We start from the raw sequence: 24,051 nt of genomic DNA on the forward strand, positions 1-24,051 counted from the left end.
GCATGTGGAGACGTTATCTGTCCTGGCCTGTGAAAGACGCATTTGCTATGGGACAATACTTGTTTGTATAACAGGTTCTTGGGGAATTGCCGTCGCTCAACGAATTCTAGTAGAGGTTGCATTATGGTTGGAGAAAAAATTAGAAAATTAAGAAAAGAAAAAAAACTGACGCTGAAGGATATTGCAGAGGCCACAGGACTTTCCATTGGATACATTTCCCAGTTGGAACGCGGAGCGGTTGAACCGTCCCTGTCCTCTCTCCGCAAAGTGAGTGAGTTTCTGGGGGTTTCACCGTATTTGCTGGTGGACCAGTCGGAACATCATCCTGCCATGGTAAAGAGCGACCAGAGACCAATTATCAAGTTTCCCAAAAGTGAGATATTTTACGAGATTGTTTCTCCGATGTCAGCACCGGAATACACACCGTCATCCATGGTGATTCAATTTCAGATTGAACCGGGCGGCCATGACTCCGAAGAATTTTTGACTCACCCATCTGAGGAAATTGTCATTCTGCTGCAGGGGGAAGCCGATATGGTACTGGGAGAGACAAGTTATCATCTGAATGCCGGTGATTCACTGGTGGTGAGGCCCAACATGCCTCACAGAACCATAAATACAGGTGAAACACCTGCAATCGGTTTCTGCGTGATGACACCCATGGGGTGGACGACCTAGCGGTTCTTTCGGCGGTTTTAGAGGGAACAAATATGAAAAGCGATTCTTCTCTGCGCAGGCTGCTTCCCTTTGCCGCCTATTTTAACATCTGTTTTTTCTGGGGGACGGCCGGCGTGGCAAATAAGCTGTCCTCCAGCATAATTCATCCGTTTTTTGCCGGCAGCCTGCGTTTTCTGATTGCGTCTGTATTGATGGCGCTGTGGGTGGGCTTTCGGCATGAGTCCCTTGCTGTCGGCTTACGTGACGGAAAGACCCTGGCAGTGGGAAGTGTCCTTATGTATTTTTTGAACACGGTGCTGCTTTTATTCGCCTCCCGGCGTGTGGATGCGGGAATAAGCACGGTTATGGTCAGCCTGATTCCCATTACGATTTTGCTGGTGGACTCCCTTGCCGCCCGTAAACTGTGCGTCAGCTGGGTGGGGATTGGGGGGATTATCGGAGGTTTTGCCGGTATCGCTGTGGTGGTGGTGGGCAGTGTTTCCGGCGGAAACGCCGACCCTATTGGAATCGCGCTGCTGCTGCTTGCTGATATCGTGTGGTCGGTGGGAACCGTCTATCTGAAATATCAGTCAATTAGCGCCTCCGTACAGGTGCAGATTTTTTACCAGTCCGCGATTCCCGCAATCCTGTTTTTTTTCTGTGCAGTTTTAACCGGAAATTTTGACCTGGGGAAGTTATCGTGGCGCGGCGCTCTTCCCATGGCATATATGGGAATTGCAGATTCCATTGTAGGGTTGACCTCCTATCTGTATCTGCTGCGCAGGTGGAAAACCTCTGTTGTTTCCACGTATGCCTACATCAATCCGGTGGTGGGAATCCTCTTAAGCGCCCTGCTCCTGTCCGAGGAGATTACCATGGCTAAGGTGGGAGGGATGCTTCTTATCCTGGTGTCTGTGTTCGTGATCCAGAGAGAGGATTGGCTGAGCGGATTGCTGACGCGAAAGGTAAAAAGGATAGCTGATTAAAGGAATGCATAATAAATGCATAATATAAGCGGAATCTGAGCTGCTGCGGCATGATGTTGAGCTGCGGCAGCTCTGATTCTGTTTAGAGTCAATGGATTTGTTTCTGCTGAGTCAGGCGGCACATTTCCCCATTATCTGATTTTCTATTGAGCTGCGTCCATCCATTGAGAGGACCGGCATGCTTGAAGAAAAGGTTCATATATTTGTTATTCTGTCAAGGCTTAAAAATCATATCTTACTATCTTTTTCAGTTCATCGTTGTATTTTATCGGAATTCTGATAGTATCCTCCTGTGTTTTGATTACCTCCTGTTTATTCATTTCCATTTCCGGGGCAGCAATAAGCCTGATCCTTCAACGGTCATGCTTATTCCCTGATTATGAGAAGTCAGCGCAGGAATCAGCGCAGGAGTCAACGCTCACGCTCATAGAAAATGGATGGAATAATTTAGCAGAACGTGGTATAATCAATCGGGACACGGTGCTGCTGTTAATCACTTTGATGAAAGAAAACGCTGTACGGCAGTACGCCGGGACAAAACGGCTCTTTTTCAGAAGATTGCGCAGGAATTTGTGCACCGGATGTATATGGAAATGTTTTGCTCGGAGTTTGGGTGAGTATATTCTTAAGATATAGTTTGGATTCAGATGGAAGCCTGCGGGTACAGGGTACAAAAAAATGCCAGAATCCTTATAAGATAAAGATTCTGACATATAACAAGTGAATCGGAGTAACAGGATTTGAACCTGCGACCTCTCGGCCCCCAGCCGAGCGCGCTACCAAGCTACGCCATACTCCGTTCTCGAACCTCAATTATTATATCAGATAATTTTCATTTTGAAAAGACCTAATTTTAATTTATTCGGAGAATTTAAAAATGACACAGAAACCAAGTAAGAAAAAGCGGATTGTCAGCTTTGATCTGGATATGACACTGCTGGACCATAAGACCTGGAAAATTCCGGACAGCGCCATGAAAGCACTGGAACTGCTGCGGAAGGACTCGGTCATTGCCATAGGAAGCGGCAGAAACATGGACCATGATATGAGTGTGGTATACCGGGATATGATTATGCCGGACGCGGTGATACACATGAACGGAACGCGGGTTGTGGCTGAGGGAAATGTCCTGTTTGAACATCTGATGGACAAGGAAAGGCTCCGGGCATTGCTGGAATACGGGGATGTCCACGGAATTTCCCTGGGCGTCAGCCAGGAGGGAAAGGATTATTATATCCACCCGGAGGGCGTGGTCCGCATGGACCGGCTTCGCTGGGGTGTTTCGGAGCGCAATTTCATGGATGGATGGGAATTGTTGGATATGCCAGTGAGGACATTGGTTTATATCGGCGGTCCGGAAGGTGCCAGGGAGCTGGAAGCCCATTTTCCTGAATTCAAATTTCCTATGTTCTCCGGGAACATGGGGGCGGATGTGGTGGAGCAGGAGGCTTCCAAGGCAGAGGGGCTGAAACGGCTGTGTCAGTACTATGACATTGGCCTGGAGCAGACAGTGGCCTTTGGAGACAGCATGAATGACTATGAGATTGTCCGTGAGGCAGGTATCGGCATTGCCATGGGCAATTCCGTGGAGGAGCTTAAGGCTGTGGCGGATTACGTGGCAGATGATATTGACCGGGATGGGGTATGGAAGGCATGCAGGCATTTGGGGCTGATTTAGGCTTGCCTTCTTTGAAGAAATGCTTGGAAGAAATTAATTGAAATATAATGTAATCATGATAATTTAAAAGAATAATTTATAAGAACATAAGGGAGAACGGGTATGGCAAGAGAATTTGACGTAGTGATTATAGGAGCCGGGCCAGGGGGCTATACGGCAGCGCTTAAAGCAGCGGAATTTGGCCTTAAGGTTGTGGTGATAGAGGCAAAGAAGATTGGAGGCACATGCGTAAACAGAGGATGCATTCCAACCAAGGCGCTGCTTCACGCCTCTGATATGTTTCATATGATGCAGAGCTGCGATGAATTTGGCGTGTCCACGGATTTTATTTCCTTTGATTTTGGGAAAATGCAGAAGTATAAGAAAAGTGCGGTGGTCAAATACAGGGACGGCATTAAGTACGGCTTTGAGAAGCTGAATGTGGAAATTGTTTACGGAACAGCGGTGCTTCGCAGGGACAGGACCGTGGAGGTGGAGCTAAAGGAAGGCGGCCGCGAATTCTTCCGCGGAAATGCTGTCATTATAGCTACAGGCGCAGTGCCCTACATGAGCCGGATTCCCGGCGCGGACCTTACGGGTGTATGGAACAGCGACAGGCTGCTGGCAGCTGAGAGCTGGAATTTTGACAGGCTGACAATCATGGGCGGAGGCGTTATCGCGGTGGAGTTTGCCACCATGTTCAACAACCTGTGTTCCCATGTGACGATTGTGGAGAAGCAGAAGCATCTGATGGCGCCTATGGATGATGTGATGTCCGCGGAGCTGGAAAAAGAGCTGCGCCAAAAGGGTATTGACGTGTACTGTGATGCCACGGTTACTGAGATATTGGAGGATGAGGGCGGGCTAAGCTGCGTCATCACTCCCAACGGGGAGGGAGAACCCATCAAAATGAGGGCAGGCCAGATACTCATGGCCATCGGACGCCGGCCCAATGTGGAGAAGCTTTTAGGCAAGGATATTTCTCTGGAGATGGAAGGCGGGAAGATTGCCGTAAACAGCGATTTTGAGACAAGCGAGCGGGGAATCTACGCCATCGGGGATGTGTCCGCCAGGACACAGCTGGCCCACGTGGCAGCGGCCCAGGGTACATATGTGGTGGAAAAGATAGCCGGAAGGCCCCACAGCATTAAGCTGGAGGTAGTGCCTAACGGTATGTATGTGTCCCTTCCGATTGTGCCAAACTGTATCTATACGGACCCGGAGATTGCCACTGTCGGCATCACGGAGGAAATTGCCAGGGAAAAGGGGCTGAAGGTGCGCTGCGGTCATTTTTCCATGAGGGAAAATGGAAAATCCATCATAACCGGAGGGGAAAATGGATTTATCCGTCTGGTATTTGAGGCATATTCAAATACCATCGTGGGTGCACAGATGATGTGCCCCAGGGCTACTGATATGATTGGGGAAATAGCCACGGCCATAGCCAACGGACTGAGCGCAGAGGAAATGTCTTTTGCCATGCGGGCACAGCCTACGTACAATGAAGGTATTGGGGCGGCCATAGAGGATGCCATGAGGAAGAAATAAGTGCAGGGAGACGGATGATAAGTTGGGGATTTGAGATAGAAGGATTGGTGGGATAGGGATTGGTGACACAGGGGGAGTGGAATAGAGGTAGTGGAATAGGGATTAGAAGAAAAGGGGTTAGAAGGAAAAGGGTTAGAAGGAAAGGATAGAATGAAACGGAAGGATGGAAATGTTATGAATGTGATTCGTGACAGGTTGGATGCATTGCGGAAATTGATGAAGGAGCGGGGCATGGATGCGTATATGATACCCACGGCAGATTTCCACGAATCCGAATATGTGGGAGAGCATTTCAAATGCAGGGAATATATGACCGGATTTACCGGCTCGGCCGGTACGGCTCTGATTACAATGGACGAAGCATGCCTTTGGGTAGACGGGCGTTACTATGTACAGGCAGCGGCCCAGTTAAAGGATTCCACAGTGACCATGATGAAAATGGGGCAGGAGGGCGTCCCCTCACTGAGAGCATATCTGGAAGATAAGATGCCTGAGGGCGGATGCCTGGGATTTGACGGCCGGGTAGTCAATGCAGCTGAAGGGCTTGCTTTGGAGGAAATGCTTAGGGAGCGGGGAGCGCGTATTTCCTACGGGGAAGACCTGGCAGGCATGATATGGCAGGAACGGCCTGAGCTGTCGGCGGAACCTGCATGGGTTCTGGATGAGAGGTATGCGGGAAAGAGCGCATTGGATAAGATCGCGGATGTGAGGGAGGCTATGGAAAAGGTACATGCATCTGTTCACGTGCTTACCTCCCTGGATGATATAGCGTGGCTGTTAAATATCAGAGGCAATGACATTCTGTATAATCCCGTGGTGCTGTCGTACGCTCTGGTGACCATGGACCAACTGTATCTGTTTGTCAACAGCAGTGTGCTGGAAGGAAAAGCTTATCCGTATCTGGAGGATGAAAAGGGCATAAGCGTGAGGGAGTATCTGGAACGGACGGGCGTCACAGTGATGCCTTATGACGGGGTATACGACATGGTGGAGGGGCTTAAAAACGAGAAAGTCCTGCTGGAGAAATGCCGTATCAACTATGCTGTATACCGCCTGATTGACGGGTCCAATAAGGTGATCGACAGGATGAATCCCACTGCTTCCATGAAGGCGGTTAAAAATGATGTGGAGATAGAGAATGAAAAGCGGGCCCACATCAAGGACGGCGTGGCAATGACCAAGTTTATTTACTGGCTGAAGAAGAATACGGGGCGTATTCCCATGGACGAAATCAGCGTGTCGGATTATCTTGGGAAGCTGCGCATGGACCAGGAGGGATGCATTGGCCTGAGCTTTGCAACCATATCCGCATATGGAGCACATGGAGCCATGTGCCATTACTCTGCCACACCGGAGAGCAGCATCCCTCTGGAGCCCAGGGGACTGTATCTCATTGATTCCGGCGGCCAGTATTATGAAGGGACCACCGACATTACCAGAACCATTGCCATGGGGCCTGTGACTGATGAGGAAAAGGAGCATTTTACCTTGGTGCTTATGAGTATGCTGCGTCTGGGAGATGTGAAGTTTCTTCATGGCTGCCGCGGACTCAGCCTTGATTATGCGGCCAGAGAGCCGCTGTGGAGACGGGGGCTTAACTATGAACACGGTACCGGACACGGGGTGAGCTACCTGTCCAGCGTACATGAACGTCCCAATGGAATCCGCTTCAAAATGGTTCCGGAGCGCCAGGACAATGCGGTGATGGAAGCGGGTATGATTACATCGGATGAACCTGGTGTGTATATTGAGGGAAGCCATGGAATCAGGACCGAGAATCTGGTTTTGTGTGTTGAGGATGAGAAGAATGAATACGGCCAGTTCCTGCGGTTTGAGTATCTGACGTACGTTCCCATTGACTTGGAGGTAATTGACAGGGAGATTATGTCTGAGCGGGATGTGGAGCTGCTGAACCGGTACCATGAGCAGGTGTATGAGAAGATTAGCCCTTATTTGGATGAGGATGAGCGAGTGTGGCTGGCGGAGGCTACGAGAGCAGTTTGAGAGATGAGGAGGATTGAGAAGCGGGGAGAAGCCTTGAGATAAAGCAGGAGCGGTTGATGATGGCCGGATTGGAATAAAGGCTGGACAGATAAAGATAGTAAATGGATGAAAAAGGCTGGGTAATCCCGCGGCATTGCAGAATGCAGAGCAGTGCTGCGGGAAATATCCGGTCTTTTTTGCGGGAAAGGGTGTGGATTTGTGGCGGGGCGGCTGGGGATGTGGGGACAGGGCATTCATAACAGGTATGGCAAAAATTTATGTTATCCTGTTATTGACAGCAGGGAGATGTGATTTTTAGGATGTAATTTATTCGGTTTATATGGTTATACATTAGGGGAAATATATGGTAGAATGGCCATATGGATTTTGATATAGAAAAGGTTAAGCATGTTTGAATGAAGCTGACAGTAACTTGGAATTTGCTGTAGGCGCATAAAATTATGGATGAATACGAGGAGATAGAAAGATGGATAAAAGAGCGGATAGAGGAATGTCCGGTAAAATGGCTGGAAAGACGGTTAAAAGAGTGGGGACAGATTCGGGTATAGGAAGCAGGAAAGGCGTAAAGGGAGATAAGGGCGGAGTGAAGGGCGGAGTGAGAGACAGGGTGAGAGGCAATGTGAAGGACGGAGTGAAAGACAGGGTGAGAGACAACGTGAAGGACAGAATGAAAGACAATATAAAAGACAACATAAAAGACAGTAAACACAAGGTGAGGGACGGAGAAGGTAAAAATGGTGCAGGTGAGAGCGGGAAACGGTTTGATGGGTATGAGGGCGCATTTTCCAGGCAGCGCAGTGGAGAAAAACGCAGGGATGGCAGTTCACCAAGGGTACGCAAAGGGGCGGAAGGATTGTCAGTCTCTAAAAAACAAAATGGAGGGGCTCTTAATGCTGAAAAGCGAAGAGAGGATTCCAAAAGAGGAGGCTCATATGGGGGACGGGGAAGCAGACGGAGCAACAGTATCTGTCCGGTGCTGAATCTGTGCGGAGGCTGCCAGCTGCTGGATATGGAGTATGCCAAGCAGCTGGCGTTCAAACAGAAGCAGGCGGAAGAACTGCTAAAAGGACTCTGTCCTGTAAAGCCTATTATAGGCATGAAGGATCCCTTTCATTACCGCAATAAGGTACATGCTGTATTTGACAGGGACAAAAGAGGAAATATCATTTCCGGAATATATGAAGAAAATACACACCATGTAATTCCTGTGGAGAAGTGCCTTATAGAGGACCAGAAAGCAGATGAAATCATCGGTACTATACGCGGAATGCTCAAATCTTTTAAAATCCGGACCTATGATGAGGATACGGGCTTTGGGCTTCTCAGACATGTTTTAATCCGCAAGGGGTTTTCCACAGGGGAAATTATGGTAGTGCTGGTTACAGCATCTCCGGTGTTTCCGTCTAAGAATAACTTTGTTAAGGCTTTGCGGGAGAAACATCCGGAAATTACCACCATCGTCCAGAATATTAACGGAAGAGGAACAAGCATGGTTCTGGGGGATAAGGAGCATGTGCTGTATGGCAAGGGATATATTGTGGACGAGCTGTGCGGATGCCGGTTCCGTATATCATCAAAGTCATTTTATCAGGTGAATCCGGTGCAGACGGAAATTCTTTATGAAAAGGCATTGTCACTGGCCGGTCTTACCGGGCAGGAACTGGTGGTGGATGCGTATTGCGGTATCGGAACCATTGGGATTATAGCAAGTAAGGCGGCCGGGAAGGTTATTGGCGTGGAACTGAATCAGGATGCAGTCAGGGATGCTGTTAATAATGCGAAGATGAACGGAATTGAAAATATCCGCTTTTATTGCAATGATGCAGGACGTTTTCTGGTGAATATGGCTGAACAGGGTGAGAAAGCGGATGTGGTTATCATGGACCCTCCCAGAAGCGGAAGTACGGAGGAGTTTATGGACGCCGTAGGGAAGCTGGGAGCCGAGAAGGTGGTGTATGTGTCGTGTAATCCGGAGACGCTGGCCAGGGATGTAAGGTATATGAAGAAAATGGGGTATCGGGCGGTGGAGGCTTGGTTGGTGGATATGTTTCCGGGGACGGTGCACGTCGAGACCGTCGTGGAACTATCACGCAAAATCAAGGATTGACGGACTATCTGACATCTTTATTGGTTGCCCTGCCTACCTCTTGCCTACGCTTTTTTGAGTGGTAGGCAAGGTTGCTATGATATAGCATCTGCCAGGATTACAATGGCATCGTTCTGCATTTTTTCCGTGTTAAACACATAACGGTCCATGGTGGTCTTGATGTCCTTGTGGCCCAGACGCTCCATGACGGTCTTGGGCTGGGCGCCATTCTCCGCCAACAATGTGCCGTGAGTATGACGTAGACAATGGCTGTGGAACAGAGGATTTCCCAATTCTTCATGGATGACCTTGGCACAGTACTTGAAAGAGTATGGCGTCAACAACTCGCCGTTTTCTTTGGCGCTTATTGGCATTATTTCTTTGCCAACAATTTTGACGTTGGCAGGAGCCTGAAAGATTAAGCTATCGTCCATTTGATACGTCTTTGTAAAATACTGGCCGTACCGGAGCATGTTCTTTTTGCGATTATGGATTTCTGTTTTCAGAATTTTTTCATATTCCGGGAGTATTTTTATCGTCCTGACAGAGTCATATTTTGGTGGCCGGTAATACCACTTTCCGCCCTCGTTGGCAAGCTGGTGCTGGATGGTTATGGTGTGGCGTTCGAAATCTACGTCATGTAGCAAGTCGATGCCGTAGGCCTCTCCCAGGCGCGTGCCACAATGGTATCCGGTCATGAGCGGTATGTAAAAATTACTGTCCGGCCCAAAACGCTCAATGATGGCCGCAAAGTCCTCTTTGACACAGATATATTCTGTGTGTGCCTTGGCCTCATCAGACATAACTATCTTCGGTATTCTGGCATAATCACAGGGGTTGTACTTGATGTATTTACAGGGATATACCGCATATCCCAGGGCACCAGACAGGCAGGATAAGGTATTTTTAACCATGCTCCTGGAATAGCCTTGACGCTTCATTCCGTCAATCCATTTTTGGATAACATCTGTCTCCAATGATGCCAGCCGGTATTTTCCGAATGCCGGTTTTAGATGCACACGGATTTTCTTTTCATAATCCTTTTGTGTATTGTAGCTGAGATTGGTTTTGACATAATTATCATACCAATAATCCAGATAATCAGATACGCTGATGTCCGAAGGGGTAAACCTGCGGCCAGCAGAGTCATATTCCGCCTTAGCTTGGGTGCCGGCAGTGATGGCCTCAGCCTTGGTACGGTATCCACCATGGCTGATAGGGTTGCGTTTTCCGTTGATTTTAGCGCCTTCAAAGGACCATTCCCAGGTGGAGCCGCGTTTTCTTGTTCTTAGCTGTCCCATATATCATTCCTCCTTGTGCTGTTGCGATATCGCAACAAAATTTGGGTATAAAAAATACGCCCCTTGTCAGGACGCTCCAGGAATGATATAATCCAATTGTCTGTGTTGGATTATCTTTCTGGGGTAGCCTGGTAAGAGAAATCTATGTGAAAAGCTCTGGGAGTTGCAACTCCTGGGGCTTTTTGTATTCAAAGCTCGATATCAATTCCAGCTTCTTCTGCTATTTGCATGAGTTCTTGAAAGTTTTCTGTATTATTATATTTCATTTCTTGATATGACTTAAAACTTTTTGGTTGCAATAGAGATATGAAATCACATATTTGGCAGTATTCAAGATAGTCAGTAGCATAACGTTCTTCAAGTATCCTTTGTTTTGAGAACTGCTTATAATTCTCCTTTTCTTCGTCAGTTCTATCATCAATAAAAGGACGATTATTATATTCAATTATATTATCAAGACTACAATATTTTGGCCGACTGATTCCTTCTATGAATGGGAAAAATATTAATCCAGAATTGTATACTTCATTTGTCATGGCAGGAAATCGTTTATCCTTACCAGATATACTATATATGCGCTTTCGATACTTAGCGCATATTTCATCACAGTTAGGTGCATCATCTGCCTCAACTAAGTCTGTTGCTTGCTGATGAATTGAACCTAAAGTTTTTTGTAGTACAGTTTCATGCATTGAAGAAAAATCATATCCGACAAAATAGTTATCTTCTATAAAGGCTTTCTCTTTCTTAGCTTCTTCATATCTGCCGACACGTGCAAGTTCTAAAACAATATCCATGTAATCTTTCTTTTTCCAATGGATAGGTGATTGGCTCATAATTTGGTTTGCTTTTCGTAAGCAGACTATAGAATGGTCAAATAGACCATTCTTACTCAAATTACCAGCTTTCCGTTTTAGAACATAATCTAAAGAATGAGAAATATTTGGAAATCCACATAACTTTTTATAATTAGGAATAGGGATATTGCTTATATCCAATGTGCTTTCTAAGTCAAAAGTCAATCCATCGGATACCAAATATCGCGCTTCATATTGATTGCAATGTTCCGCTGGTAGTATTTTTACAAGTAAACCGTTTTCAAAGTATACAGTAATAATTTCCATAGTGTGTTTATTTCGTAATAATTACGCATTCATGGCACCTAGTACTCTGTTTTCAAGTGATAGTAAATCATTAAATGGATATGGTTCCTGGCTGGCCTTAGCATCGCATATAGGACAGATACAGTCACCAGGTCGGTTATAAAAAGTTCGTCCACAGTAGAAACATTCGGTCTCAGCACAAATAAACTTTTTAGACTCGGATTTATAAAAGTAGCTATACATTTCCCAATCAACCGGATACATTTTATGTGTGGCTCTACGATACCATCTGCGGTAAGCGGCAAAGGCATTATGAGCAGCTTCGTCCGACAATCCGAAATGTCTATGCACATCCCAAGCACTTTCACAATGGCAATAATGGATTACCATACTGGGAGCCAATACGTAGCTTGCAAAACAATTGGCCTCTTTCTCATAATAGTCCGCTTTATAAGGATGCTCAAGTACTATATGCCCCAACTCATGGGCCAGTGAGAAGATAATCCTATCTAATGGCTTTTCCTCATTGTAAGCAACTGTCCTGCTAAATGGTTCAGTGTATGCCTCGTCAGAACAGGAAGCACATAATTCATATACTTCTGGATTCTTTTCTTTCAATTCGCTGTATGTATAGACATGATATCCATACTTTTTTATGGCTGAAATACAGTCAAATGGAAATTTCTTAAATTCACAAAGGATATATGTTTCTAGTACTTTTTTCAGTATAAAATCGTGATTCAATCAAATCAGTCCTCATTATTTATTTCGGACAGTAGTTTGATTAGACGCATTTTCTGTTCAACAGACATCTGCTTACCATTTCTGGCCACAAGGCGTTCCACATCCGCATAAGTGGGTTCTGGAACCACCTTCTTTTCTCTATCATCAAAGTCATCAAGCGACAACCCAAGAACATGAGCGATAGACTTAAGCGTTTCAAGTTTTGGGTCTTTTGTGGCACCGCTTAATATCTTATTCAACGTTCCCAAAGGGACTCCAGATTTTTCAGATAATTCCTCCGTGGTCAATCCTAACTTTTTTTTGTATTCTGCAATTTTCTCCAGTCCCATCCTTAATCCCTCCTACGGTAATATTTTACCGCCAAACGGTTTTTAAGTCAAGCGAATTTTACCGTTAACGGAAAGAAAACGTAAAAAACGGGTTGACTTTTGCCGTTAATGGATATATACTTTCAATAAATAACCGTCAACGGATAGAAGGGAGGATAACATGTACTACCGTTTGAAGTTTGAAATTAGCAAAAGGGGATTTACAATAGAAAAATTCTCACTTTTGCTTAATATTTCAGAAAAATCATTGCGGAATAAAATTAAGGGGTCAACAGAGTTTTCCTGGTCGGAAGTACTAAGAATTCGGGATTTGATTGACCCTACAATGTCCTTAGAGGAATTATTTAAAAAAGAGGACAAAATTGCCTAAACAAACACATGTTCGATAGAGACAACTATACCACTATCATATGCGTGTGTCAATGGGAAGGGGTGGAAAAGGAAGGAGGATATAGATAATGGTAGAACCATACAAACCGTTGTACACGGTGGAGGAAACAGCAACCGTACTTATGACGAACACGGATACCGTGTATAGCCTGATTAGAAAAGGGAGCCTGCGAGCATTAAAACTGGGGAGGATAAAGATTCGGGGAAGCGATTTGGAGCAATTCATTGAAGATTACCCAGTATTCCAAGGGGAGGGACAAGCACAATGACAAAAGTAACTGAGTTAGCCATCCGCGCCAGAGCAGCGGTCCAGTATCCCGGCTGGCGTGTGGATTTTGTAGGACCGGCCACCATAGCACTGACCCATGTCATGGGCAGGGAACGGGTGATTGAGGTACGGCGACGCAAAAGGCGCCGGGACGGTCCCATAATGATGGCAGCTAAATGGATTGTGCCGGCGGTCATCTGGCTGTTGGGGATGTGGATGGTATCTATCGTGGTCATGGCGGTGGCCATGGGCGTGAGGATTTGAGGGGAGGATATGAGGATGAAATCATATAAAGTATTTTTAACAAGGAGTAGGGAAGCGTCCAGCCTTCTGGCAGATGCTCTTTGGGAACAGTATAAGCAGAATGAAGGATGTTCAACTGGCTTTGGTTATGCTGATAATGATGACCGGATTCCTGTATTGTATCACAACTGTGGTTATTTTTACGCGATGGTCGAGTATGAGAGTGAAAGACCAAAGTATGAGCTGATATTTGCATAGAAGGGAGGTGAGGAGAATTGTTTGGAAGCATAAAGAGCATTGCGGAGCTGGCGGTCAGGGATTGGTGCCGTTCCATCGGACTGGACATGCATTATATCAAGCTGGGCATGGATGGCAACGAGGCCATGATAGAGGATGATATCGGCAACACGCTGCGGCTGGTATATGACAACGATACCAAGTCTGTCTACGTCAAAGAGTAGGGAGGTGTCAGGATGTTTGATATATCAAGACGTATAACGGCCCTGGAGTTTGCCCTTGATTACACACCAGGACAAGATGACAACCACAGCCACAGCGTACTGTTGGAGATGCTGGACGAGCTTAGGGCAAAAGAGATGGACCCCAGACGGGTGGAGCCGTCCGAAGTCCAGGTAACTAAAAATTAATTACAACCTTAGTATAAGAGAGAAAGGAGGAAAAATCAATGTCAGATTTGAAATACAACATCATCCAGACTCTGGCTGTGCTTCCTGCGGTCGGGAAATGGCACAAGGAGCTGAACCTGATTGAATGGGGAGACCGGAAAGCCAAGTACGACATCCGGGGATGGAATAAGGAACGGTCAGAGATGACAAAAGGAATCACACTGTCAAAAGAAGAGATGGAATACCTAAAAGAAAGTATAGGAGGAATTGAGATATGACAATCACAGCCGTATTTGAAAGTTTAGAGGAGATGCAGGAGTTTGCGGGTAAGTTAAACGGAGGTAGCATCCAGGGAGCCGTGCAGGAATTTATAAAGGGGGAAGATATATATAGGACATCCGAAACCAAACAGCAAACATGCATGCAGGATGAAATATCAGAAGACAGAGAAACGCCTGAGGATGCCGATGAACCCATGGAACCAACGACAGAACAGAAGGATGAGGGCCCAGGATATACCCTGGTACAGGTCCGGGAGAAGCTGTCAGAGCTGCAGAAGGCAGGGAAGCGTGCGAAGGTACAGGAACTGATAGCCGGGTTTGGTGTGAAGAAACTGACGGAAGTCCCTGAGGATAAGTATACAGAGCTTATGCAGAAGGCGGGTGAGCTATAATGCCCGACGTACACGCATTGCTGGGGCCCAGCGGGGCCAAACGGTGGATGAGCTGTCCACCGTCCGCGCGGCTGGAGGAACAGTTTTCTGACAGCGACAGCGAGTACGCTGCAGAAGGAACCCTGGCCCACAATCTGGCAGAGACTATTCTTCACTATAACAATAGTGAAATCAGCAAGAAGGCATTTTCTACCCGTTTTAACAAGATCAAGGCTGACCCTATGTACAATCAGGAAATGCAGGACTACATAGAAGATTATACCCAGCGGATCTGGGAAATTGCCAACGAAGTAAAATCCTTCTGCCCGGATGCACGGGTCCTGTTTGAGCAGCGTCTTGATTTTTCAGAATATGTTCCAGAAGGCTTTGGCCGGGGTGATGTTGTGATAGTAGCCGATGATCTTGTCAATGTGATTGATCTAAAATATGGCAAGGGTGTGGGGGTATCTGCAAAGGAGAACCCGCAGCTCAGGCTATATGGCCTTGGTGCTTACCTGGAACATTCCATGCTGTATGACATCCGCAGGATACAGATGACCATTATCCAGCCCCGCCTGGAAAATATCTCCGTGGAGGAGCTGACAGCGGAGGAGCTGTTAGACTGGGCGGAACGAGAGGTACGGCCGAAGGCGGCGCAGGCTTATGCCGGGGGAGGAGAGTTTAAGGTAGGAGACCACTGCCGGTTCTGCAAGGCCAGAGTCACCTGCAGGGCCCGTGCAGAGTATAACCTGGAACTGACGAAGCTGGATTTCGTTGACCCGGCTCTCCTCACTGACGAGGAAATAGGAGAAGTACTCAGGAGGGCTGACGAGCTTGATCACTGGGTGAAGGACGTCACAGGATTTGCCCTGGCAGAAGCCCTTAAGGGAACGAAATATGAAGGCTGGAAGCTGGTGGAAGGCACCAGCCGCCGGAGGTATACCGACCAGGATGCAATTGCTATGCGTCTGACAACAGAGGGCTGGGAAGAGGACGAAATTTACAAGCCGCAGGAGCTTATAGGCATTACGGAGATGACAAAACTGATTGGAAAGAAGAAATTCGAGGAGCTGCTGTCCGGCCTGGTCATTAAGCCGGAAGGGAAACCGACCCTCGCACCGGAATCGGACAAACGACCGGAACTGAATAGAGTAGCCGAAGCAAAGCAGGACTTTGACAATAAAATGGACGAATAAAAAGGAGATTGAATATTATGAGTGAAGAAAGAAAAGTAACTAAGGTAACCACAGGAACCGTGAGATTTTCATACTTACATGTATTTGAACCATGGGCGGCCCAGGAAGGGCAGGAGAAGCGTTACTCCGTCTGCCTGCTGATTCCCAAGTCTGATAAAAAGACATTGAGTAAGATTAAGGAAGCCATTGAGGCGGCCAAGAAGGAAGGCGCCGCCAACAAGTTCAAGGGTAAGACCGCCGGTCTTAAGCTCCCGCTGCGTGACGGTGACGAGGAACGTGCGGATGATTACCCGGAATACACTGGGATGTATTTCATAAATGCGAACAGCAACCGTAAGCCCATCCTTCTGGACCAGGACAACAATGAGATACTTGACCAGACCGAGATGTACAGCGGCTGCTGGGGACAGGCCTCTATCAATTTCTTTCCCTTCAACAGCAATGGTAACAAGGGTATCGCCGTAGGTTTGAACGCCCTTAAGAAGAAAAGGGACGATGAGCCGCTTGGAGGGACCATCACGGTGGATTCCGCAATCAGTGACTTTGAGGACAGCGACGACGGATTTGATGATGACCTGTTAGGATGATGACTTATGACAATGAATGTGGACATAGAAACCTATTCCAGCATTGATATTAGGGAGGCAGGGGTGTATGCATATGCATCCGCCCCTGACTTCGAGATACTGTTGATAGGATACCGGTATGACGGGCAGGGCGTGAAGGTGATTGACCTGACGGATCCATTGGCGGACCCGGAACGGGATTTCCCAGACTTCTGGGAAGGCCTGTACAGTCCGGATGTAATCAAGACGGCATATAATGCCAACTTTGAAAGGACCTGCCTTGCCTCCTGGCTGGGCAGGCCGATGCCCCCGGAGCAGTGGCGGTGCACGGCAGTACATGCGGCTACCCTGGGCCTTCCAGGGACACTGGGAGGGGTGGGAGAAGCCCTGGGGCTTCCGGAGGATAAGCAGAAGGATAAGATAGGTAAAAGCTTGATACAGTACTTCTGTAAGCCCTGTAAGCCGACCAAGACCAATGGAATGCGTAGCAGAAACCTCCCGGAACACGCCCCAGATAAATGGCAGTTGTTTATTGAGTACAACAGGCAGGATGTAGTCGCCGAGGCAACCATCCGCGAAAAGCTGCAGATATACCCAGTCGCCAGGCAGGAGCAGGAATTGTGGAACCTGGACCAGCACATCAATGACCATGGTGTACGTCTGGATATGGATCTGGCAGATAAGATAATCCAGTATGACGGGATTTACCAGGAGCGACTCAAGCAGGAGGCAAGGAAACTTACGGGACTTAATAATCCGAACAGTTTGCCCCAATTGAAGATGTGGTTTTTTATGACATACGGGCTTGATGTTCCCAGTATCACCAAGGACAGCATACCAGTGATTGAGGCACAGCTGAAGGAATTGAAAACCACACATGATGTCCTTCCAGGACTGAGGATGCTGCAAATACGGAAGGAACTGGGAAAGACATCTGTTAAGAAATACCAGGCCATGAGGCATGCAGTCTGCCCGGATGGATACCTGAGGGGAATCCTGCAGTTCTATGGAGCCAATCGGACCGGGCGTTGGGCCGGGCGCATCGTGCAGGTACACAACTTGCCTCAGAACAAAATACCTGATCTGGACCTGGCAAGGGACCTTGTGAAGCAGGAGGACTTTGACACCCTGGAACTGCTGTTTGAAGGGATACCGTTTGTGTTCTCACAGCTTATACGAACCGCCTTTATCCCGTCAGAAGGATACCGGTTCGTGGTCAGCGACTTTTCTGCCATTGAGGCCAGGGTGATTGCATGGCTGGCAGATGAGAAGTGGCGCCTGAATGTGTTCAGGACCCACGGAAAGATATACGAGGCTTCCGCTGCCCAGATGTTCCATGTGCCGATTGAGAACATCAAGAAGGGAAGCCGGCTGAGGCAGCAGGGAAAGGTGGCTGAGCTTGCCCTGGGGTATGGCGGGGGCTTTGGTGCCATGAAAGCCATGGATAAGGCGGGCACCATTCCAGATGACGAGATACCCATGATTATAGCAAACTGGCGTAAGGCCAGCCCGAACATATGCAAGTTATGGCGGAATGCGGAGGCAGCCGCCCGTGCAGCCATAGAAGAACGGAGGACCATAAAACTGAAACACGGCCTGAGTTTTTCCTATATTAACAGGATACTATTCATTGGACTGCCATCCGGAAGGAAACTGGCATATTATGACACCCGGATAGAGGATGACGAGAAAGGAAAGAGCGTCATAACATACGCAGGTGTGGACCAGGAAACAAAGAAATGGGGACGCCTTAAGACCTGGGGCGGAAAGCTTGTGGAGAATATCGTACAGGCCACGGCAAGAGACTGCCTGGCAGTGACCATGGAACGTGTTTCTGGTGCAGGATATCAGATTGTTATGCATGTACATGATGAAATTATCGTGGATGTGCCGGAAACGGACATAGATGCCCTGGAGAAGATAACAGCCATCATGGCACAGCCAGTACCATGGGCGCAGGAGCTGCCCTTGCGCGGGGATGGTTATGAAACCCCATTTTATAAGAAGGATTAAAGGAGGGATACAGGATGCAAGTCTCCAGCATTGCGGATTACAGGATGGCAGTTAAGCACGACGGGACAATCACCCTGGCAACAGGGCGGAGCCGCATGGAAAAGAACTGGAAGAATAAGAGCTATTCCTGGTCCCAGCTATTGAAACGTCTGGAAACACCCGTCAGGACCCATGAGACACTGGCGGAATACATGAAGATGCCAAAGGATGAACAGGACCGTATCAAGGACGTGGGTGGGTTTGTTGGAGGGGCTCTGAAAGGCGGGAGACGTAAGGCAGATACGGTAGATAGTCGGCAGTTGATTACATTGGATGCAGATTACGCCCCAGCGGGCCTCATGGAGGATATAGCACTTTTAGCTTATTATGCCTATGCCATGTACACTACTCATAAGCACAGTCCGGAAAAACCGCGTCTGAGGTTCGTGATTCCAATGGACCGTCCGGTCACAGCGGATGAATACGAGGCCATAGCCAGGAAACTGGCTGAAGAGATAGGAATTGATTATTTCGATGATACAACATACCAGCCTTCCCGGCTGATGTACTGGCCATCCGCGGCGGCAGATGGGGAATATTTGTTCCATTATGAGGACCTGCCATGGTTGTCTGCAGATAACATCCTGAGACGTTACCCTGACTGGACGGATACCAGTTACTGGCCAGAGAGCAGCCGGGCAAAGGAATCCAGGGTTAAACAAGCTAAGAAGCAGGGTGACCCAACGGAAAAGGCGGGACTGATTGGTGCATTCTGCCGAACTTATGACGTGGAGGATGCCATTGCAGCCTTTCTGCCAGAGGTATACGTCAAATGTGACCTGCCAGAAAGATATACCTATGCTGAGGGCTCCACAGCCTCTGGGCTTGTTATATACGAGGACGGAAGGTTTGCATATAGTAACCATTCAACGGACCCGGCCTGTGGGAAGCTCTGTAATGCGTTTGACCTGGTTCGTATCCATAAGTACGGAATACAGGATGAAGATGCGGCGCCGGGGACTCCTACGACGAAACTGCCATCCTACAAGGCAATGATGGAACTGGTGCAAAGGGATAAGGAGACAACGCTGACAGTCGCCAGAGAACGTGCGGAGCTGGCCAGGGAGGACTTCGCTGACACATGCGATACGGAAGAGGATGATTCCTGGAAAAGCCGACTGTCAAAGGACAAGAAGGGACTGGAACCCAGCTTAAACAATCTGCTGCTCATCATGCGGCATGACCAGGGGTTGAAAGGCATTCGTTTCAACCAGATGGCGGATAACCTGGAAATCAAGGGTCCTGTTCCATGGAAAAGTCCTTCCCGTTTCTGGCGGGATGCGGATGACGCACAATTGGAGGCATATTTAAGCATGACGTACACGGAATTTCCAAAAGCAAAGATACTGACAGCAATCACAAAGGCAGCCGATGACCGGAGTTACCACCCTGTAAGAGAGTATCTGGACAGCCTTCCTGAGTGGGATGGCATACCGCGTGTGGACACGCTTCTGATTGATTACCTTGGCGCGGATGATACGGAATATGTACGGTCCGTCACCAGAAAGACCCTGTGTGCGGCGGTGCACCGGGTGAGATATCCCGGGTGTAAATTCGATACGGTGCTGGTACTCTGCGGGCCGCAGGGAATCGGAAAAAGCACACTGATATCCCGTCTGGGAGGACAGTGGTTCTCTGATTCCCTCAACCTGGCCGATACCAGGGATAAGACAGCAGCAGAAAAGCTGCAGGGATACTGGATTATAGAAATAGGCGAGATGGCCGGGATTGGAAGCGCAGGCGTGAAAACCTTAAGAGGATTCATAACCACGCAGGACGACCGTTACAGGGCCTCCTATGGGCGGCGTGTGAGTTCCCATCCGCGGCAGTGCATTCTGATTGGAACTACCAACTCAGAGGAAGGTTACCTGAATGACGTGGAAGGCGGCAGGAGGTTTTGGCCCGTGAGGGTGCCCTGCATCGGCGCGAAGCGTGTCTGGGATATGACACAGGAGGAAGTAAGCCAGATATGGGCGGAGGTGCTGTATCATGTGACGCAGGGTGAGAAGCTGATACTGTCGGGCGGCGCTGCGGAGGAAGCGGTGAAACAGCAGAAAGAAGCCATGATGACAGATCCGCGTGAGGAGAAGGTGCGGATGTATCTTGATACACTTCTTCCAGAAGACTGGTACAGCCGGAACCTGGATAAACGTCGGGACTTCCTATATGGGACCGAGTGCCCGGAACCGGAGGCGGTCCTGCGAAGGGACTTTGTCAGCTGTCAGGAGATATGGTGTGAGTGCTTTGGAAACAGCCTTAAGAACATGGAGGCAAAAGACACCTATATGATAAAGAAGATACTGGCGAAGTTTCCAAACTGGGAATCGTCAGGAGACAGGATAAATACAGGGGCTGAATACGGGAGACAGAGAGGGTATAAAAGGACAATTTAGCGTTGAAATCCCTTGGACAACCTTGGACAACCCCCCTGGACAACCTCAAGAATCGGGACAACCTCGGTGAAGGCAAGGTGGACAACTGGACAACCTTATTTTGAAGTTGTCCCGGAGGTTGTCCAGCTTGAAAGCCTTGTAAATACAGGAAAAAACAGCAATTTGGGACAACTGGACAACTTTTCTCTATAGAGCTGTTAAATTAAAGAATAAAGAGTAATTACACGCGAAACCGCGTTTACACACGTCATACGCGTGCGAGATGTCCAGTTGTCCAGGAAGGAGCGAGATAGAAATGCTGGAAAAGGACATAGAAGATTGGCTGAATAAACAGATTGAGAAGATGGGAGGCCTGGCATTCAAGTTTGTGTCTCCCGGAAACCCAGGCGTGCCAGACCGCATTTATATCCTGCCAGATGGAAGGGTGTGGTTCGTGGAACTGAAGCAGCAGATGGGCCGTGTAGCCAAAATCCAGAAGTGGCAAAGAGAGCGCCTTATCAGCCTGGGGTGCAACTACCGGCTGGTGAAAGGGATGGACGATGCGAGAACCTATGTAGGAGAAATGAAGAATGCAGTACATACCGCACGAATACCAGAAATATGCAACTGAAAAAATCATAGAGCTGCCGGCATGTGCACTCTTTATGGAGATGGGACTTGGTAAGACAGTGAGCACTCTGACGGCTATTAACGAACTGATATATGACCGGTTTGAGGTACAGAAAGTTTTGGTGATAGCACCTTACAGGGTGGCGGATGACACATGGACCACGGAGGCCGATAAGTGGGACCACCTGAAGCACCTAAGGGTGTCAAAGGTCCTTGGAACATCCGGTGAAAGAATAGCAGCACTGGAAGCAGATGCGGACATTTATGTCATAAACCGTGAAAATGTAACTTGGTTAGTGAACCTTACGGGGAAAGAATGGCCGTTCGAGATGATTGTGGTGGATGAGCTGTCATCGTTTAAGTCCAACAGTGCGAAGCGGTTCAAGAGCCTGCGTATAGTACGTCCCCTGGCAAGACGGTTTGTGGGGCTGACAGGGACACCGGCGCCCAACGGCCTGCTGGACCTGTGGCCCCAGGTGTACCTGATTGACCGGGGGGAGCGGCTGGGAAAGACATACACCGGATATAAAGACCGGTATTTTCTTCCGGACAGGAGGAACGGGTTCGTGGTATATTCCTGGACACCAAAGGAAGGTGCTAAGGAGGCCATAGAGCAGAAACTGTCTGACATCTGCATATCCATGAAGGCTGATGATTACTTAAACTTGCCGGCACAGATTGTCAATGACGTATACGTCAGCATGGACAGGCATGAGATGCGGAAGTACAGGGAGCTGGAAAAAGAGAAGCTTCTGGAGCTTGATGGTAAGGAAATCACAGCCCTGTCCGCGGCGGCTGTATGGGGGAAACTTCTGCAGCTGGCCAATGGGGCAGCCTATGACGGTGAAGGGAATGTCATCCCCCTTCATGACAGAAAACTGGATGCACTTGCGGAAATCTTGGAAGCATCCGGAGGCCATCCGGTCCTGGTGTTCTACAACTTCCGCCATGATTATGACCGGTTGATGGGAAGGTTCAAGGGCTACAATCCCAGGACCCTTAAATCACAACAGGATATCCGCGACTGGAACGAAGGAAGGATTTCGCTGCTTCTGGCCCAGCCGGCCAGCATGGGGCATGGGCTGAACATACAGGCAGGTGGGCATATCATCGTATGGTTTGGACTGAACCCCAGCCTGGAGCTGTACCTGCAGGCCAATGCCAGGCTGCATCGTCAGGGGCAGACGGAAGCTGTCATCATACACCGCTTGATAACGAAGGGCACGGTGGACGAGGATGTGGTAAAGAAGTTGTGGGTAAAGGACGAGACACAGGATGGCCTTATGGAGTCCCTTAAGGCGAGGATAAGGAGAATAAAGGATGGTAATTAGATTCAACATCCCAAACGGGAGGATGGAGATAAACTTAGAGACTTTCTTCCAGGAGGCCAGAAGGCCACAGATACGTAAAATGCTTAAGTGGGTAAGAGCTTCCTGGCCGAATGAGGAGAACGCCAGAGAAATCAGGGAATGGCTTACGGACAGACGGCAGGATGAGACGGACCGGGCTAAAGCCTTTGCGAAGAAGTATGTGGACTGCCGTACGGAGCTGGCAGAACTGCAGGAGATGTATGAGCGGATGCAGAGCCCCTGTTATGCCGTGTACACCAGGGACAAGGAAAAGCTGACCAATGCAAAGAAGGATGTAAGCCGCTGCAAGGCAAAGACCGTTCGGTATAAAAGAGAGATGGACGATCACCGGAAGCTGGCCGAACGGTATGAAGGCATACTGAAGGATGAGGATAAGTTGTTATCATAAATCGTTATTTTGTGGAGGAATAGAAGTGAAATTTTCAGGGGTAGATAATTGCAATACTTGCAAAAATGCATACGACATAGATATTCAAGGAGACCATTGCTTTTGTATAGCAAATCAGTGCTATATGTGTGCCAACAACCGCAAGGAATGCAAAGATTATGTTCGCGGGGATGTCCCGGCAGGTAAGGAGCGGTGGGGACATTTAGAATATTAGCATTTACTAAACGGAGGTACTGGCAGTGGATAAGATATTAAAAACATGCTGGTGGTACATAGTGCTTGCTTTAGTATGGCAAGGTTTGGAGCTATTAATATACCACCAGATACAGCTGAGGGTAGTTGACAACATTATGGGACTTTTGTATTTGCCCTTTATCTACGGGGCAGTAGATTAAAATTTAGTGGCGGTGTGTGGTACACAGGGCGGGGTTCAACTCCCCGGACAGACCATGGTGGAAAGTAAGAGGGTGCCGGTTCGACTCCGGCCGCCGCCAACTTAAGATTTTTGGAATGAGCGGAGGAAAGGATATGCTATGAGAACATATAAAGGGATTAGAAAATTTGATTTAATTTGCCGTGATATGCAATCAAAGGGAATGAGAGTTGATTCAACTGATTTTGATAAAGGTGGAGACTTTGTATATTTTAAAGGAGCGTGGCATGGGCTTCCTTGGACAATAATGTACAACACATTCAACGGGCATTTTTCTGTTTACAACGGATTTACTGGCGAACAGATTGCTACGCATATGAGCACAGAATTTGATAATGAACCGTGGTATGTAGATTTGATGAATACTCTATATGAGAAGGAGACTGAAAATTAAGATTTTCCGGGAGAACCGGAGGAAGGAGCATAGATGGAACGATTAGAGCCTTGTCC

27 protein-coding genes and 2 tRNA genes are annotated in these 24,051 nt (G+C 48.1%); 24 read left to right on the forward strand and 5 right to left on the reverse strand.

The features are described from left to right. Window positions 1–123 precede the first annotated feature (123 nt). Both LI015_RS22890 and LI015_RS22895 read left to right on the forward strand, forming a co-directional pair. Entirely contained in the window at window positions 124–678 is a 555-nt protein-coding gene (locus tag LI015_RS22890; protein ID WP_002565621.1) for a helix-turn-helix domain-containing protein, read from the forward strand. 32 nt (window positions 679–710) lie between these two features. Further along, the gene (locus LI015_RS22895) at window positions 711–1,643 is read left to right on the forward strand and encodes a DMT family transporter (RefSeq protein ID WP_002565620.1); all 933 of its coding nucleotides are present in this window, start codon (window positions 711–713) and stop codon (window positions 1,641–1,643) included. A gap of 725 nt (window positions 1,644–2,368) precedes the next feature. Here LI015_RS22895 and LI015_RS22900 read toward each other — a convergent pair. Then, window positions 2,369–2,442: transfer RNA gene (locus LI015_RS22900), tRNA-Pro, on the reverse strand. Between the two features lie 78 nt (window positions 2,443–2,520). Here LI015_RS22900 and LI015_RS22905 point away from each other — a divergent pair. The 4 genes from LI015_RS22905 (at window position 2,521) to rlmD (ending at window position 8,959) form a co-directional block, all read left to right on the forward strand. Beyond that, entirely contained in the window at window positions 2,521–3,321 is an 801-nt protein-coding gene (locus LI015_RS22905) for an HAD hydrolase family protein (RefSeq protein ID WP_227126444.1), read from the forward strand. Between the two features lie 102 nt (window positions 3,322–3,423). Next, entirely contained in the window at window positions 3,424–4,848 is a 1,425-nt protein-coding gene (lpdA, locus tag LI015_RS22910; protein ID WP_002565618.1) for a dihydrolipoyl dehydrogenase, read from the forward strand. A gap of 174 nt (window positions 4,849–5,022) precedes the next feature. Beyond that, complete coding sequence (locus tag LI015_RS22915; protein WP_227126461.1) at window positions 5,023–6,852, forward strand: aminopeptidase P family protein; 1,830 nt, start codon at window positions 5,023–5,025, stop codon at window positions 6,850–6,852. A gap of 466 nt (window positions 6,853–7,318) precedes the next feature. Further along, on the forward strand, window positions 7,319–8,959 hold the full coding sequence (gene rlmD / locus LI015_RS22920) for a 23S rRNA (uracil(1939)-C(5))-methyltransferase RlmD (RefSeq protein WP_227126445.1): 1,641 nt from the start codon (window positions 7,319–7,321) through the stop codon (window positions 8,957–8,959). Window positions 8,960–9,033: 74 nt separating this feature from the next. Here the strand turns inward: rlmD and LI015_RS22925 are convergent, their stop codons facing one another. The 4 genes from LI015_RS22925 to LI015_RS22940 form a co-directional block, all read right to left on the reverse strand. Then, entirely contained in the window at window positions 9,034–10,239 is a 1,206-nt protein-coding gene (locus LI015_RS22925) for a tyrosine-type recombinase/integrase (protein WP_227126446.1), read from the reverse strand. Between the two features lie 188 nt (window positions 10,240–10,427). Continuing rightward, a complete protein-coding gene (locus tag LI015_RS22930; RefSeq protein WP_002566861.1) occupies window positions 10,428–11,363 on the reverse strand; it encodes a hypothetical protein in 936 nt (311 codons plus the stop codon). A gap of 21 nt (window positions 11,364–11,384) precedes the next feature. Beyond that, a complete protein-coding gene (locus LI015_RS22935; protein ID WP_227126447.1) occupies window positions 11,385–12,086 on the reverse strand; it encodes an ImmA/IrrE family metallo-endopeptidase in 702 nt (233 codons plus the stop codon). 5 nt (window positions 12,087–12,091) lie between these two features. Continuing rightward, window positions 12,092–12,415, reverse strand: coding sequence for a helix-turn-helix domain-containing protein (locus tag LI015_RS22940; RefSeq protein ID WP_002589185.1), 324 nt, complete (start codon window positions 12,413–12,415; stop codon window positions 12,092–12,094). Between the two features lie 160 nt (window positions 12,416–12,575). Between LI015_RS22940 and LI015_RS22945 the strand changes: the two genes are divergently transcribed. The 18 genes from LI015_RS22945 (at window position 12,576) to LI015_RS23030 (ending at window position 23,995) form a co-directional block, all read left to right on the forward strand. Further along, window positions 12,576–12,785: a transcriptional regulator gene (locus LI015_RS22945; RefSeq protein ID WP_002589184.1), complete on the forward strand. Its 210-nt coding sequence runs from the start codon at window positions 12,576–12,578 to the stop codon at window positions 12,783–12,785. A gap of 88 nt (window positions 12,786–12,873) precedes the next feature. Further along, window positions 12,874–13,074 (forward strand): helix-turn-helix domain-containing protein, encoded by a 201-nt coding sequence (locus LI015_RS22950; RefSeq protein ID WP_118019323.1) that lies wholly within the window; start codon window positions 12,874–12,876, stop codon window positions 13,072–13,074. Beyond that, entirely contained in the window at window positions 13,071–13,337 is a 267-nt protein-coding gene (locus LI015_RS22955; protein WP_227126448.1) for a hypothetical protein, read from the forward strand. The genes LI015_RS22950 and LI015_RS22955 overlap by 4 nt, the downstream gene beginning before the upstream one ends. A 15-nt stretch (window positions 13,338–13,352) precedes the next feature. Further along, window positions 13,353–13,574, forward strand: coding sequence for a hypothetical protein (locus LI015_RS22960; protein WP_227126449.1), 222 nt, complete (start codon window positions 13,353–13,355; stop codon window positions 13,572–13,574). A 17-nt stretch (window positions 13,575–13,591) separates the two neighbouring features. Then, window positions 13,592–13,777 (forward strand): hypothetical protein, encoded by a 186-nt coding sequence (locus LI015_RS22965; protein ID WP_054354978.1) that lies wholly within the window; start codon window positions 13,592–13,594, stop codon window positions 13,775–13,777. Between the two features lie 12 nt (window positions 13,778–13,789). Beyond that, a complete protein-coding gene (locus LI015_RS22970; protein ID WP_227126450.1) occupies window positions 13,790–13,963 on the forward strand; it encodes a hypothetical protein in 174 nt (57 codons plus the stop codon). Window positions 13,964–14,001: 38 nt separating this feature from the next. After that, window positions 14,002–14,220 carry a YdbC family protein gene (locus tag LI015_RS22975; protein ID WP_227126451.1) on the forward strand — a complete coding sequence of 73 codons (219 nt, stop codon included), beginning with the start codon at window positions 14,002–14,004 and terminating at the stop codon, window positions 14,218–14,220. Then, on the forward strand, window positions 14,217–14,615 hold the full coding sequence (locus tag LI015_RS22980) for a hypothetical protein (protein ID WP_227126452.1): 399 nt from the start codon (window positions 14,217–14,219) through the stop codon (window positions 14,613–14,615). The genes LI015_RS22975 and LI015_RS22980 overlap by 4 nt, the downstream gene beginning before the upstream one ends. Beyond that, window positions 14,615–15,790 (forward strand): DUF2800 domain-containing protein, encoded by a 1,176-nt coding sequence (locus tag LI015_RS22985; RefSeq protein WP_227126453.1) that lies wholly within the window; start codon window positions 14,615–14,617, stop codon window positions 15,788–15,790. Before LI015_RS22980 ends, LI015_RS22985 begins: the two co-directional genes overlap by 1 nt. 17 nt (window positions 15,791–15,807) lie before the next feature. After that, window positions 15,808–16,377: a DUF2815 family protein gene (locus LI015_RS22990; RefSeq protein WP_227126454.1), complete on the forward strand. Its 570-nt coding sequence runs from the start codon at window positions 15,808–15,810 to the stop codon at window positions 16,375–16,377. Between the two features lie 6 nt (window positions 16,378–16,383). Further along, the gene (locus LI015_RS22995; RefSeq protein ID WP_227126455.1) at window positions 16,384–18,369 is read left to right on the forward strand and encodes a DNA polymerase; all 1,986 of its coding nucleotides are present in this window, start codon (window positions 16,384–16,386) and stop codon (window positions 18,367–18,369) included. A gap of 14 nt (window positions 18,370–18,383) precedes the next feature. Beyond that, complete coding sequence (locus LI015_RS23000) at window positions 18,384–20,801, forward strand: virulence-associated E family protein (protein WP_227126456.1); 2,418 nt, start codon at window positions 18,384–18,386, stop codon at window positions 20,799–20,801. 295 nt (window positions 20,802–21,096) lie between these two features. Continuing rightward, window positions 21,097–21,411 carry a hypothetical protein gene (locus LI015_RS23005; protein ID WP_089776008.1) on the forward strand — a complete coding sequence of 105 codons (315 nt, stop codon included), beginning with the start codon at window positions 21,097–21,099 and terminating at the stop codon, window positions 21,409–21,411. Further along, complete coding sequence (locus LI015_RS23010) at window positions 21,371–22,741, forward strand: SNF2-related protein (RefSeq protein WP_227126457.1); 1,371 nt, start codon at window positions 21,371–21,373, stop codon at window positions 22,739–22,741. The genes LI015_RS23005 and LI015_RS23010 overlap by 41 nt, the downstream gene beginning before the upstream one ends. Continuing rightward, window positions 22,731–23,168: a hypothetical protein gene (locus LI015_RS23015; protein ID WP_227126458.1), complete on the forward strand. Its 438-nt coding sequence runs from the start codon at window positions 22,731–22,733 to the stop codon at window positions 23,166–23,168. Before LI015_RS23010 ends, LI015_RS23015 begins: the two co-directional genes overlap by 11 nt. Window positions 23,169–23,407: 239 nt before the next feature. Continuing rightward, complete coding sequence (locus tag LI015_RS23020; RefSeq protein WP_227126459.1) at window positions 23,408–23,563, forward strand: hypothetical protein; 156 nt, start codon at window positions 23,408–23,410, stop codon at window positions 23,561–23,563. Between the two features lie 8 nt (window positions 23,564–23,571). Next, a tRNA-OTHER gene (locus tag LI015_RS23025) sits at window positions 23,572–23,662 on the forward strand. A gap of 39 nt (window positions 23,663–23,701) precedes the next feature. Further along, window positions 23,702–23,995, forward strand: a complete 294-nt coding sequence (locus LI015_RS23030; protein ID WP_227126460.1) for a hypothetical protein — start codon at window positions 23,702–23,704, stop codon at window positions 23,993–23,995. The last annotated feature ends 56 nt before the right edge of the window (window positions 23,996–24,051 follow it).

The organism is Enterocloster sp. 210928-DFI.2.20, from assembly GCF_020554465.1.
Classification (GTDB): Bacteria; Bacillota; Clostridia; order Lachnospirales; family Lachnospiraceae; genus Enterocloster; species Enterocloster bolteae.

Excerpts from the sequence above, each read along its gene's own strand:
- LI015_RS23000 (WP_227126456.1), top strand. The coding sequence starts at position 18,384 with ATGCAAGTCTCCAGCATTGCGGATTACAGGATGGCAGTTAAGCACGAC.
- LI015_RS22940 (WP_002589185.1), bottom strand. The coding sequence starts at position 12,415 with ATGGGACTGGAGAAAATTGCAGAATACAAAAAAAAGTTAGGATTGACC.
- LI015_RS22895 (WP_002565620.1), top strand. The coding sequence starts at position 711 with ATGAAAAGCGATTCTTCTCTGCGCAGGCTGCTTCCCTTTGCCGCCTAT.
- LI015_RS22995 (WP_227126455.1), top strand. The coding sequence starts at position 16,384 with ATGACAATGAATGTGGACATAGAAACCTATTCCAGCATTGATATTAGG.
- LI015_RS22960 (WP_227126449.1), top strand. The coding sequence starts at position 13,353 with ATGAAATCATATAAAGTATTTTTAACAAGGAGTAGGGAAGCGTCCAGC.
- rlmD (WP_227126445.1), top strand. The coding sequence starts at position 7,319 with ATGGATAAAAGAGCGGATAGAGGAATGTCCGGTAAAATGGCTGGAAAG.
- LI015_RS22985 (WP_227126453.1), top strand. The coding sequence starts at position 14,615 with ATGCCCGACGTACACGCATTGCTGGGGCCCAGCGGGGCCAAACGGTGG.
- LI015_RS22950 (WP_118019323.1), top strand. The coding sequence starts at position 12,874 with ATGGTAGAACCATACAAACCGTTGTACACGGTGGAGGAAACAGCAACC.
- LI015_RS22975 (WP_227126451.1), top strand. The coding sequence starts at position 14,002 with ATGTCAGATTTGAAATACAACATCATCCAGACTCTGGCTGTGCTTCCT.
- LI015_RS22980 (WP_227126452.1), top strand. The coding sequence starts at position 14,217 with ATGACAATCACAGCCGTATTTGAAAGTTTAGAGGAGATGCAGGAGTTT.
- LI015_RS22890 (WP_002565621.1), top strand. The coding sequence starts at position 124 with ATGGTTGGAGAAAAAATTAGAAAATTAAGAAAAGAAAAAAAACTGACG.
- LI015_RS23005 (WP_089776008.1), top strand. The coding sequence starts at position 21,097 with ATGCTGGAAAAGGACATAGAAGATTGGCTGAATAAACAGATTGAGAAG.
- LI015_RS23010 (WP_227126457.1), top strand. The coding sequence starts at position 21,371 with ATGCAGTACATACCGCACGAATACCAGAAATATGCAACTGAAAAAATC.
- LI015_RS22905 (WP_227126444.1), top strand. The coding sequence starts at position 2,521 with ATGACACAGAAACCAAGTAAGAAAAAGCGGATTGTCAGCTTTGATCTG.
- LI015_RS22955 (WP_227126448.1), top strand. The coding sequence starts at position 13,071 with ATGACAAAAGTAACTGAGTTAGCCATCCGCGCCAGAGCAGCGGTCCAG.
- LI015_RS22970 (WP_227126450.1), top strand. The coding sequence starts at position 13,790 with ATGTTTGATATATCAAGACGTATAACGGCCCTGGAGTTTGCCCTTGAT.
- LI015_RS22990 (WP_227126454.1), top strand. The coding sequence starts at position 15,808 with ATGAGTGAAGAAAGAAAAGTAACTAAGGTAACCACAGGAACCGTGAGA.
- LI015_RS22915 (WP_227126461.1), top strand. The coding sequence starts at position 5,023 with ATGAATGTGATTCGTGACAGGTTGGATGCATTGCGGAAATTGATGAAG.
- lpdA (WP_002565618.1), top strand. The coding sequence starts at position 3,424 with ATGGCAAGAGAATTTGACGTAGTGATTATAGGAGCCGGGCCAGGGGGC.
- LI015_RS23030 (WP_227126460.1), top strand. The coding sequence starts at position 23,702 with ATGAGAACATATAAAGGGATTAGAAAATTTGATTTAATTTGCCGTGAT.
- LI015_RS22925 (WP_227126446.1), bottom strand. The coding sequence starts at position 10,239 with ATGGGACAGCTAAGAACAAGAAAACGCGGCTCCACCTGGGAATGGTCC.
- LI015_RS22930 (WP_002566861.1), bottom strand. The coding sequence starts at position 11,363 with ATGGAAATTATTACTGTATACTTTGAAAACGGTTTACTTGTAAAAATA.
- LI015_RS23015 (WP_227126458.1), top strand. The coding sequence starts at position 22,731 with ATGGTAATTAGATTCAACATCCCAAACGGGAGGATGGAGATAAACTTA.
- LI015_RS22945 (WP_002589184.1), top strand. The coding sequence starts at position 12,576 with ATGTACTACCGTTTGAAGTTTGAAATTAGCAAAAGGGGATTTACAATA.